12 protein-coding genes and 2 pseudogenes are annotated in these 11,493 nt (G+C 30.8%); all 14 read right to left on the bottom strand.

Annotated elements, in window-relative coordinates:
* Positions 1–45 precede the first annotated feature (45 nt).
* Positions 46–180 (bottom strand): annotated as a pseudogene (locus P375_RS12455) (DUF3560 domain-containing protein); the annotation flags it as partial.
* Positions 181–277: 97 nt separating this feature from the next.
* A complete protein-coding gene (locus P375_RS10815; RefSeq protein ID WP_039136940.1) occupies positions 278–613 on the bottom strand; it encodes a hypothetical protein in 336 nt (111 codons plus the stop codon).
* A 224-nt stretch (positions 614–837) separates the two neighbouring features.
* On the bottom strand, positions 838–1,245 hold the full coding sequence (locus tag P375_RS10810; protein ID WP_039136937.1) for a DUF3577 domain-containing protein: 408 nt from the start codon (positions 1,243–1,245) through the stop codon (positions 838–840).
* A 752-nt stretch (positions 1,246–1,997) separates the two neighbouring features.
* A complete protein-coding gene (locus P375_RS10805) occupies positions 1,998–3,812 on the bottom strand; it encodes a DNA topoisomerase III (protein ID WP_084598515.1) in 1,815 nt (604 codons plus the stop codon).
* A 103-nt stretch (positions 3,813–3,915) separates the two neighbouring features.
* The gene (locus P375_RS10800; protein WP_039136935.1) at positions 3,916–4,425 is read right to left on the bottom strand and encodes a DUF3158 family protein; all 510 of its coding nucleotides are present in this window, start codon (positions 4,423–4,425) and stop codon (positions 3,916–3,918) included.
* A 1-nt stretch (position 4,426) separates the two neighbouring features.
* The gene (locus tag P375_RS13045; RefSeq protein ID WP_432430746.1) at positions 4,427–4,690 is read right to left on the bottom strand and encodes an AcaB family transcriptional regulator; all 264 of its coding nucleotides are present in this window, start codon (positions 4,688–4,690) and stop codon (positions 4,427–4,429) included.
* A gap of 46 nt (positions 4,691–4,736) precedes the next feature.
* Entirely contained in the window at positions 4,737–5,150 is a 414-nt protein-coding gene (locus P375_RS12885) for a PFL_4669 family integrating conjugative element protein (protein WP_052121835.1), read from the bottom strand.
* A gap of 180 nt (positions 5,151–5,330) precedes the next feature.
* Entirely contained in the window at positions 5,331–5,714 is a 384-nt protein-coding gene (gene ssb, locus P375_RS10790; protein WP_052121834.1) for a single-stranded DNA-binding protein, read from the bottom strand.
* A 164-nt stretch (positions 5,715–5,878) separates the two neighbouring features.
* On the bottom strand, positions 5,879–6,961 hold the full coding sequence (locus P375_RS10785) for an STY4528 family pathogenicity island replication protein (protein WP_156962341.1): 1,083 nt from the start codon (positions 6,959–6,961) through the stop codon (positions 5,879–5,881).
* Positions 6,962–7,030: 69 nt separating this feature from the next.
* Positions 7,031–7,222, bottom strand: a complete 192-nt coding sequence (locus P375_RS12450; protein WP_052121832.1) for a hypothetical protein — start codon at positions 7,220–7,222, stop codon at positions 7,031–7,033.
* Positions 7,219–7,769 (bottom strand): annotated as a pseudogene (locus P375_RS10780) (DUF2857 domain-containing protein). Before P375_RS10780 ends, P375_RS12450 begins: the two are co-directional and overlap by 4 nt.
* Positions 7,770–7,789: 20 nt before the next feature.
* Positions 7,790–9,241, bottom strand: coding sequence for a ParB family protein (locus tag P375_RS10775; RefSeq protein ID WP_039136933.1), 1,452 nt, complete (start codon positions 9,239–9,241; stop codon positions 7,790–7,792).
* Positions 9,242–9,250: 9 nt separating this feature from the next.
* Positions 9,251–10,606 carry a replicative DNA helicase gene (gene dnaB / locus P375_RS10770; protein ID WP_039136930.1) on the bottom strand — a complete coding sequence of 452 codons (1,356 nt, stop codon included), beginning with the start codon at positions 10,604–10,606 and terminating at the stop codon, positions 9,251–9,253.
* Positions 10,607–10,626: 20 nt separating this feature from the next.
* On the bottom strand, positions 10,627–11,424 hold the full coding sequence (locus tag P375_RS10765; RefSeq protein ID WP_039136928.1) for a ParA family protein: 798 nt from the start codon (positions 11,422–11,424) through the stop codon (positions 10,627–10,629).
* Between the last annotated feature and the right edge of the window lie 69 nt (positions 11,425–11,493).

The following is an 11,493-nucleotide window of genomic DNA, read 5'->3' as shown; positions in this document are numbered from 1 at the left end:
CCTCTGTATGTTGGATAATAAGTCCAATTTTTGGGGTGCAGATCATTTTACAAGGTTATAGATTTCAACTTCTGTTTCTTTGCCATATTTACTTGTTAAGGTGATAATTTCACCTTTTTCGTGCATTTCAGGGCATTTTGCAACAAAGACATTAGGTGCAAATTTTGAGTAAGTATTCATGAAATTTCTCCATTAAGTGTTACTAAATAACAATTATAGAGAACACTTCCCTCACGAGGGAAAGTGTTCCTTGGTGAGGGTAACAATAAAGATCTTATTAAGATTCGTTAATAATCTTTTGAAACATAGTTAATACATTTTGGTAAGTATTATAGGAATCGATAAGAATACCATTAATATAGAATTGCGAATCACAGCCATTCAGATAAAAATAAAAGTAAGCATCTTTTACCTCAATGTCTAATTGATCACAAAAATGTTTAATGATACGTTCTATAATAATATTAAGATAAATATCAAATATAGAATTAGAGCTTGATTTTTTTGAACGTTGCATTACATCTGTTTCTGTAACGCAATCATCATAAAATGCTAGAATTTTATTCCATTCTTCTAAATAAGGATGAAATAGATCGTTAAATTGTGAAAACATAATATTTTCCTTTTTGGGGATAGATTAGTTGACGCATATAAGAATTTGCTTATTAATAATTATTTAAAGCAGTTGATGAGAAAAGACTTTATTTGTATTGATATATTTTGATTAAAAATTAAAATGAATCCTCATTAATAAGTTTAGAAATCTTTTTTGTTGATTTCTTTTTGCTTGTTGCAGAGTTCACATTATTTTTATCAGAAGCTATTGTGATATTATTTTTAGTATGAATAATCTTGATCGGAAAGATATTTAGTTTCACCGTCAATTTTGATCATGTTTATTTTGATCAAATATGCTTTTAATGAAACACCAGGATCTCCTTTTTTATAATACTTCCCATTTTTCTTATGAAGAAAAGTTTCATACCAAATATCGGATAATACAAATGAAATAAGTACTTTTTTGCCTTGATTAACAGCTTGTTGGCAACGTAGAACTAATTTTTCTACATCTTTGTTAGAGATAATCGTATCAAATGAACGATATTTAATATTGGTATTATTACCTACAAGAGCAGAGATTCGACAGGTAACAAAAGAATTAGTAGATTCTTCTGTATCTATTTTCTGAATTTGGTTTATATAACCTATACCATTAGTATATAAATTGAAATATTGAATATTCATAATGTTTCTCCGGAATTAATACATAAACATAAGGGAAACATATTTACCCCGCAATAAAGGGAAAAGTGTTTCCCGTTATTTTGGGTGATGAAAGTAAAAACATAAATATCACTATAAAAAGTGAGTAAGCATATAGCTTAAAGGCGACCATTTATATCAAATAAAAAAGATATCAGCACATTACAGGTCAGTGCTTGGTTTTAAATGCTACCTACGATAGCGATTTAATGACATTATTGAAACAGAGATATGGTGAAATTTAAATTTTTTTTTAGTTATAAAAAATAGATAAAAAGAAAGAGAGAGTTTACATACAAAAGAAAATAAGAAGCCATCTGCTATGACTAATACAGATGGCAAATTGATGTAGACGAAAAAGAAGATAACTTCTTCTGATCATAATTCGCCTTGATCAGATAAACGGTGGCACATACTGTACAAAAGGAGAACATTTTTCACCATTGTTCATTGGTAATGATAAAATAGTCGTAAAGTTTTTATTGTTTTTATATTAATACACATAAAATAGAAATAATAAAAACTTTACGACAGAGATAAATTAAATGTATTTATTGATGAATTACATTTACTCTTAAGAGAAACCGTATTTCAAAATGCTCAGTAAATTCAAGTACTTTACTTCAAACGGTTTTATTGTAATACATCTCTAGAAGTTACCCAACACTATAAGATGTATCATTACTTTATAATATATTTTAAAACGAAATATGGTATTTTCAAATATTTTTTTATTAAAATGAATATTTTTTTATAATTTGCTGAATAAATTGAGATTGACTATACATAAAATCATTTAAACTCATTTTATTATTGGCTATATCATTTAAAGCTTGCTCCCACAATGCAGTCATACCAGGATCTTTAATAATATCTGGTAAAATATCAATTAAATCACTACCAGCTTCAGTTGACACAATATTATTTTTCTCTTTCTTCAAATAGCCACGTTTTAATAAGTTTTCAATTACATCTGCTCGTGTAGCCTCAGTTCCTAGCCCTTCCGTTTCTCTAAGGCGCTGCTTCAATCTTTTATCTTGCACAAAACGTGCCGCATTTTTCATTGCAGCAATTAAGGTACCCTCTGTGTAACGTTTTGGTGCAGTTGTTTTCAATGTTAATACTTGAGCATTTTTGATTTGGCAACTATCTTTCTCATTCAATATCGGTAAAATCTGTTTTTCTTCATCATCCGCTTTATCATGTGTAAATAGCGTTTTCCAGCCCAATTGAATGATGCGTTTACCTTTCGCTACAAATTGATGTCCAGAATGTTCCAACGTAGCTACCGTATTATCCTCTTTGTACAATGGTAAGAATTGAGCAAGGTAATGTTGTCTAATGAGCTGATAGACTTTTAATTCATTATCATCCATTTTGCTTAAATCTACTTTTTGTGTTGTCGGAATAATGCCGTGGTGAGCTGTAATTTTACTGTCATTCCATATGCGAGAACGTAATGAAAGATCGAGTGAAGTAATAATAGAATTAATCTTGTTATCACTCATTACCAATGCTTTTATTACCACAGGAATTTCAGCAATCATCGACTCAGGAAGATAACCGCAGTCCGTTCTCGGATAAGTCGTTGCTTTGTGTGTTTCATATAATGATTGAGCAATCTTCAGTACCTGAGCAGCCCCAATACCAAATAATCTGGAACAAGTTTGTTGTAATGTACCCAAGTCAAAAGCAAGAGGTGGTGATTCTGATTTAGGCTTCGTTTCAATCTTGCCAACTATCATTGTTGATGACACATTTAACCCTGACATCAATTGATTAATGGCTGCCATATCGATACAACGACCTTCATCATCGCAACTTGATTCATGTGCTTGCCAAAATGCAGAAAACATTTGATTTTGCTTATTCACTAAATCAACTTTTATTTGCCAAAAAGGCTTTGGTACAAAATTTGCAATTTCACGATCACGTTGTACAACAATAGCTAATGTAGGACTTTGTACACGTCCTACGCTCATGACACCTTTATAGCCTTGTTTTTGTGCAATTAAGGTAAATAATCGAGTAAGATTCATGCCCACTAACCAATCAGCACGACTTCTTGCCAGTCCAGCAAAATATAAGGATTTTGTATCTGCATCAGATTTTAAAGATGATAGTGCTTTGCGAATACTGCCATCATCTAGTGCGGATAACCAAAGGCGCTGTATGACACCTTTATAATTTGACATATCAAGTAATTCACGAGCGATAACTTCGCCCTCTCGGTCTGGGTCAGTTGAAATTACAATAAGTTGTGCTTTTTTAATCAACCCCATCACAATCTTGTATTGTTTTGCGGTTTCTTTTTTGACTTTCATCAGCCATTTAGAAGGAATAATTGGTAACGCATTAAAATCCCATATTTTATAGGTCTCATCATACTCATGGGGTTCTGCTTGCTCCACTAAATGACCGACACACCAAGTAACCACCAGTGATTTGTCATGATTTGATAAATAGCCATCTCCCCGTTGTGTAGCACCTAAGAATTTTGCAATATCTCGACCTTGAGAGGGTTTTTCACATAAATATAATGTTGTCATATGTATATCCTATATAATGCTGTCTTTATAAGAGTAAAAGGCTAGCTTTCTTTTACTTTTAAAAGGCCTTTTAGTGGATAGTTTGCATTTTTTATAATAGGATTTACCTGTAATGAACTTCTTTATTATGTTCCATAAACAATGTATCAATTTCTTGTATTTTCAGTGAGCATTCTCTGCATTGTCGTAGAATAAAATTTAGAATGGACATTTGCATATTAAATGCAATACGATCTTTTTCTAAATCACGTAATACAGATCTGATTTCTATTGGAACATGGTTATTTATTATTAGTTTATCCCATGCATATTTTCCGGAACGACCGTTAGATTGATCTCTCCAACATAAAAACTTTCCTCCTGATGAATTTTGTGAATCTATAATAAAAATTATAGGTAAATGATTTAAAGGATAAGACTTTGCAGCATATAAAATGGATTGAGCTATTTTAAATAGTTCATTTCTAGATTCTTCAATATATTGTTTTAAGATAGTGTAATCATCAGCACTTTGTATTGGGTTAAAAAGCATTTTTAGTGCTGAATTAAGAGGTGTATTAAAAATAAGATTTTGGTAGTCCTCTTTTGTTAGAGCGTTATAATTATTAGGCATTTTATTCTCCTTCTATAGCACTTTTAGGACTTTCATCTTTACTGTTTGTAGTGTTAGGTGCAAATTGACTACGTTGTTTTCTCTCTAAAATTTCCAAAGGGAGTTCACCAAATCTCTTAAGTACTGCTTGGGCAGAAATAGAGCCTGATTTCAATTCATTTCTTGTGATATTTGCATTTTGATACCGTTGAATAATCCCTAGAATAGAACGTAATAGATGAGCTGTTCTTTCTATAATATTTTTCGTTTCATTTCTATTAAGAATAGCAATATGAGATGCGGTTAATGCAATACGAACTAGATTATCAAAATCAGATAGTAAATATTAAATATATTAATTGATAACCTATACTAGAACGGATGATCAAAGGAATTTTTACGGGGTTAATATTAAAACTTTGGGATAGTTTAATATCTTTAGGTAGTTTATCTGTATATAAATCAAGTAATTGTTCTTGTTTTTCACTTAATATTTTACGAGTACTAAGAATTTGTTGTTCTATTTTTAAAAGATAAGCATCTGCATAGGGATTATCTTGTGCAGAATGTTGATGAATTTGATTTAAAATTTTTAGACAAGATGGAATGCTAATAATACGAGTTGATAATGTACCATCTGGTAAAGAAATTTGTTTTCCTTTCCAGATTTTGGTTGCATGATGTGTATGTAAAGTTAGAGTAATATCTGTATGTAATGCGCCAATATTAAGATTTAGGTCAGTCATAAAAACTCTCTCCATGTTAATTAAAAAGAGCTTACATCATAAATATTAGAGATATTAAAACAATTATTAATTAGTTATTTATTTTGGATAAAAAAGTGTCGCCAGTGGCGACAGTCAGTTTTTAACTGGGAAAATAGTAAAAATACTAGTATAGTGAATATTAAAGGGAAGTAGAGATATTTAATTTAAGCTTTCAATATTTTCTGAGGTGTTTTTTTGATGAGATGTTTGATCTATTTTATCAAGCAGTTGTAATCGCTCAGCAATAATAGAGGTTGTCCATCTTTCAATTCCGTTATCATCAGTCCATTTTTTTGTTTGTAAGTAGCCAGATATAAATACTTTATTTCCTTTTTTTAAGAAATTTTTTGCAATTTCTGCAAGTCGTCGATATAAAGTTATTCTGTGCCATTCTGTAGTACTGTTTTGTTTACCAGCTTTATCTTTCCAGATCCGACTTGTTGCTATATTTAATGTCGCGATAATATCTCCATCAGGCATCACTCTAATTTCGGGATCTACACCAAGATTACCTAATATAATAACTTGATTTACACCAATCATAAAATCTCCTGTATTTATAACTATAATTTTAGGTATTAATTATCATAGTAAATTTTATGATAAAAACTACATATAATTAGTTATTCTAAATAGATAAAAATATTCTTGATATCATTATCCTAATGAAATCTTGTACAAAAGTGTCGCCAGTGGCGACACTCGGATTATGAATGTAATTTCAATTTATTATCTAATTCTTGAGCTTGCTGTATTATTGCTGAGCGAGTCTCTGAATTGTGTTTTTTATGTGCTGTTAATACACTAGATTGTTTATAATTTTGCTGTCTTTGTTGATTAGGTAATGTATCAATTCGATTTTTAATTAGATACTGATTAAAATTTCCTCTTTTAGCTTTATTCAATAAGCTGCAAATGTAATTAACAGGCCTTTGTATGTTTCCCATATTGATGCGTAATAATGATTCTGAGAGTACTTGCTCAACAATATCATTTGATAAATTAAGTTGTTTAATGAGTGATAATATAACTGTTCTTTCAGTATCATTGAGATAAAGATTATTTAGAATATTGTTGATAGTACTATTAGTACAGTATTGATTATATACATTACTTGTACTATACGAAGATATTGTATTTTTTTGACTAGGTTCCATAGCGGAACTTTGAATATTTGTTGAATTTTGACTAGGTTCTATAGCGGAATCTTGATTATTTCTAGTGTTTTGACTAGGTTCCATAGTGGAATTTTGAGTATTTGGATTAAGTTCCTTGATGGAACTTGTAGTGTTTGTTGTATTTTGACTAAGTTTCGTGTAGGAACTTTGATTATTTTGAGTATTTTTATTAAGTTCCGTAGAGGAACTTTGAGAATTTAAAGAATTCTGACTAAGTTCCATAGCGGACTTTTGATTATTGAGGATATCCTGATCAGAATCTTTATGCAAAATGTCGTTGATAATTTGTTTTGCACTTTGTGAGCTATGATCTTTTTGCAGAATAGATTGTTCATGCTGTTCTAGTCTACTTAACATTAATTCTATGTGAGAAATAAAGTAAAAGTTTTTATCACTTTTGAGTTCATCAACTATATAATTTGCAACATCTCTGACAATTTTATCGTTGTGAATAGTTGACTCAGTAAGTAGCGTTAAATAATTAGAATCAAAGTGGATAGCATCAGTAATGCTAATGGGCTCATCATGAATGATATAAATATTACCAAGTACCCTTCCTTTTGTATCCCTTTTTTTATCACAGAGTGTTAACCATCTTGTAAGTCGCAACAATAACAAAGTTTGACTTACGAGTTTTCTAGAAACTTTTTCATGTTGATATACTTTATCAGATAAAAGTTCTTATAATTTTTCATACGATGGGAATAAACTACCGGCAAATGTTTTTGCATGGTATCTAATCATTTGCCATGTATATTTAGCTTTAATTGTTAGCAATGGATCTTGTAATAATTTAAGAGGTACTGTTTCGTGCTGATTTCCAAAATAAAATAAACCAGCAGGAGATGTTATAGATTTATTATTTTTTTTCATTTGATTCTCCTTTTTTTATCATCTTCCCATTTTTTTACTTGTTTCCACAGCATTGTAAGATCGAGATCTAATTTTTCTGCAATAGAGATTAAGCTGTCTAATGCTTTTAAGGAGCAAAGGTTACTTCGTTGAGGATCTTTCTTGCATTCATCTTGCCAGAGATACCATGCATCATTTGATTTTTCATCAGAAATATAAGCTGAACGACGGCCAGCAGAGATACATTTTTGTAATAACCTTCTTCTTTCGCTCACTTCATACCCTTGAACACAAAAAAATATTTCATTAATTCGATACTTCCTCCTAGGAGTAATGCTCGATCAAATAAATCTTGAGAATAACTTTGTTCTTTTGAACGCTGAAGCATTTTATTTAGTAAATTATGATTAATATTAAAATGAATAAAAGATGTATTCACTTGTCCTAAATAAATAAACTCATCTACGGTGAGTTTATTTATTTCAGATAATTCTTCTGGAGTGAATCCGAGTTCTTCACAATTACGTAATTTACCTGCCTTTATTTGTGAAATTACATGCGTTAGCATAATTTGATTGATAGCTTGCATCATGACAAAGCACCTCTTAAATGTTGTCTTAATTGACGTGTAATACGAATAAGCCGAAATATTTTGACTAATAATTCATCGGTAATTATGGGGTTATGAGTCAGTCCAAGTAAAAGAGATTCATCGATTTGCCAATTGAGTATTTCTTTGTGAGCATCACTAGCTACTATAGATAGTAATCCATGTATACTTATTGATAGATCATCGTGTTCATCTGTTGATAGAGGATCTAATGTGAAACTAAAATCTCTTCCTAATGTATGTAAGTAAGGTTTTAAATTTGTGAGATTTGCAATGTCAGTTGCCAATCCAAACATTTCAAACTTTATTTTTTCTGGTGAATCAAAAGCAGGAAATATTTGCCATATGTCATCCACTGGTTGGCATCCAGTATTGGCAAAAGCAATGCCATTTTGTTGAGCACGCTTTTTCCTTTGTTCACTTAAGCTTAAATTATGAGATTGAGATGATGTCACACCAAATTGAGTAAGAATATTTTGCTCGACAGATTCATTGTTAATGTCGCCATTGGCGACACTGATTATTTTTTCTTCATGTATTTCTTGACCATTATTTTTTGATTCTGCTTGTGTGCCTTGTTTATCGATATGATTAATATTAAATTTCTTAGATACATGTTTATCTAATTGTTTTTTTATACTATCAATATTAAAAGCATCATTATCAAATTCATTTAGGGTATCTATCCATACATTTAGAAACTCCTTTTTATCAATATGAATAAGAGTTTCTTTTGTTTTGTCGAATAGTTGTAATAATTTTTCGATTTGTGGTTTACCTAGTCCATTAGAAAGGACATTAGGTATAGCAGGATATAATAATTCAATACATCTATCCATTTTTGATAAATGTTGGTGTGATATGATGTAACCATTATCTTTAAGCAATTCTGAAAATTTTCTTAATGATAAGCTAGAATCTTTTTCTTGAGAGAAAGATTGTCTTATTTTTTGGAGGGCTAAAGCCCTTTCTATGAATGTAAGATCACCTCTTAAATCATTTTCTGCTAAGTGTCCTATCAGACAGTGTATAGCGCCACTGTAGGGCTTATATAAACAGGTAATAGAATAGTATTGAGGGTCATTAGTTTCTTGGTATAGTTCATATAGAGCTTGTAATCGCGAATTGCCTCCATCAGAAATAATGTAAAAATTATCATTAGGACGTTTAGTGATATTAGGTGGAAAGTCTAATCCTCTCATTCTAATGGATTCCTTTATCTCATTATATTTTGGATTTTTATGTTTGCGAGGATTATCATCAAAAGGGCGTAGTTGTGATAAGGTGACAGTAATATATTTAGATGAATTATCTGTAGGATTTATCTCATCCTGAGAATTGTAATTTTCTGAATTATTTTGAATAACACCAATTTGCATACTCTGTCTTAAAAGAGCTTTTTTTCTGTCTCTAGAAATTTTTTCAGTCATATGTAGCTCCTAATTAAGTGTTGTAATATTATCTTGTGTATAAGATTCAAAGCGGGAGTATTGTGCAACAAAGTGAGATATAACATCACCAGTAGGACTATTACGTTGCTTACCTAGTATAATTTCTGCTAATCCAGTGCATTTTTCTTTGCTTTGATAGTAATCTTCACGATGTAGCAAGATAATGACATCTGCATCTTGTTCTATTTCGCCGGAATCTCGTAGATCTGCGTTAGTAGGTCTCTTTATTGTTCTTCCCTCAACAGCTCTGTTTAGCTGAGAAAGCGCTATAACAGGACATTGCATTTCTTTTGCAAGAGATTTGAGTGTGTTAGAAATCCGACTAATTTCTTCATATCTGTTTGGCTGATTAGGGAGTTTCATTAACTGTAAATAATCAATAAAAATGACAGAAGGATGTCCGTGTAAGCAAGTATATCTACGAATTTTTGAGCGTAGGATTTCTGGGGTTAATGTGGCAGAGTCATCGATTAATAATCTGTTTTCCCAATTTTGTTGAATATATGTCATAGCATTACTTAATTTATTAAAGCTTTCTGTATCTAACAAAAGAGGATTTCTTAAGGCTTGCAAACTCACATTGCCTAACATTGACATAAGACGCATTAGTATTTGATCACTAGGCATTTCCAAGCTATAAAATTGTACGATTGCTTTTGGATTTTGTTCTAGTGTTGCTTTAATACAAGTTAATAAAAAGGCTGTTTTACCCATTCCAGGTCTGCCAGCAATTACGACGAAATCAGATGGCTGAAATCCGGTTGTCATATAATCAAGTTCTTCAATACCTGTTGGTATACCAGTAATTGAGGAGTTTTTCTGACATGCAGATTCAATTTTTTTGATAGTAACTCGCATAGATTCAGTGAGAGTTTTGATAGTAGAAGAGGTTTTATTTTCTGCTATGGTAAATAATTGGTTTTCTGCAATAGCAAGAATAGAATCAGCAGATGTATTTTTACTATAAACAGCATTCTGTAGAGTATTGCCTAGTTCAGCTAGTTCACGAAGTTTCTTCAATTCATACAGTTTTTGGACATAGATATCAATATTATTTGATAAAGGTGTTTTTTGTACAAGTTCTACAAGATATGCAAATAATCCTGCATTATCTGGTAATGATTTTTTTAGATCTTGTTCTAATATTAGAATATCAATAGGAGAACCATTGGTAAGTCGGGTCTTTATCGCATCAAAGATTAATTTGTGATAGTGCAAATAGAATATATCTGATGATAGTAGAATAGAAATATTATCCCATTGTTCGTTATTCATTAATAGTGTTCCTAGAACAGCTGACTCTAAGTGTTCATCAAATAAATTATTTATATTTTTGTTTGTCATATTTCCTCCTTTCTATTTAACTAGTTAAATAGATGTTGGAATTGTGGAAATAATACAGAACATAGTTTTTTCATTGTGTTATGTTTTGTTTTCTTATAACGATGAATTGGTATGCATAATGTGTTAGCTTCTCGATAAGCAACTCGAGATGGAATAACAAGATCTAGGAGTTCTATTTGATAGTTTTGTTTGAATTGAGGTTCGTTAAATATTTGGTGTAATTGTGCAATAATATCTTTTGCATCATTAGTATTATCAACACGATTTGCTATAGCTTTTATTGGAGGAAGTTGTAATCCAAATGTTGAATAGGTATGTAAATCAGAATATAAGCTTAAAGTCCCTCTTAGGAACTCTCTCGTAGATAAGAGCTCAGGTAAGAGTGGAGAAATAATAAGATCACTAGCTAGTACTGACATTTCAAGTGTAATATCTCTTGTACCTCTAGTATCAATAATGATCAAGTCATAACCATGAATTTGTTGTAGAAGATAATTAAAACGAATGACACCGTCTGGCAAGTTGCGCAATAAGAAACTAATTTTACCAGTAGGGTCATTAGACTTTATAAGATGTAGATTTTTGATATTTGTATGTGAAATTATATCTGTTGGATTTGTGTTTTTATCTATAAGGAATTCATAGATACCACCTTTTGCAGAGTAATTTAGTTGATAATAGGAACTCAAAGATGGTTGTACATCTGTATCAATCATAAGCACTTTGAGTCCATGATCGGCGCAAAAAGCAGAGATGTTTGCAGCATTAGTGGTTTTAGTAACAACGCCTTTAGTTGATAAAATAGTAATGATTTGCATAGGGTAACTCTTTGTCAAAAATGAAACAGTAATACCAAATACAAAGTAAAAAGGACTGCTTATAGTTTG

The organism is Gallibacterium genomosp. 2 (genome assembly GCF_000771895.1).
Taxonomy (GTDB): domain Bacteria; phylum Pseudomonadota; class Gammaproteobacteria; order Enterobacterales; family Pasteurellaceae; genus Gallibacterium.
This window is presented reverse-complemented; position numbering and strand designations above follow the sequence as displayed.

Coding starts and splice junctions, on each gene's coding strand:
- P375_RS10800 (WP_039136935.1), bottom strand. CDS start 4,425: ATGCCTAATAATTATAACGCTCTAACAAAAGAGGACTACCAAAATCTT.
- P375_RS10805 (WP_084598515.1), bottom strand. CDS start 3,812: ATGACAACATTATATTTATGTGAAAAACCCTCTCAAGGTCGAGATATT.
- P375_RS10810 (WP_039136937.1), bottom strand. CDS start 1,245: ATGAATATTCAATATTTCAATTTATATACTAATGGTATAGGTTATATA.
- P375_RS10815 (WP_039136940.1), bottom strand. CDS start 613: ATGTTTTCACAATTTAACGATCTATTTCATCCTTATTTAGAAGAATGG.
- P375_RS12885 (WP_052121835.1), bottom strand. CDS start 5,150: ATGACTGACCTAAATCTTAATATTGGCGCATTACATACAGATATTACT.
- P375_RS10775 (WP_039136933.1), bottom strand. CDS start 9,241: ATGACTGAAAAAATTTCTAGAGACAGAAAAAAAGCTCTTTTAAGACAG.
- dnaB (WP_039136930.1), bottom strand. CDS start 10,606: ATGACAAACAAAAATATAAATAATTTATTTGATGAACACTTAGAGTCA.
- P375_RS10765 (WP_039136928.1), bottom strand. CDS start 11,424: ATGCAAATCATTACTATTTTATCAACTAAAGGCGTTGTTACTAAAACC.
- P375_RS12450 (WP_052121832.1), bottom strand. CDS start 7,222: ATGAAAAAAAATAATAAATCTATAACATCTCCTGCTGGTTTATTTTAT.
- ssb (WP_052121834.1), bottom strand. CDS start 5,714: ATGATTGGTGTAAATCAAGTTATTATATTAGGTAATCTTGGTGTAGAT.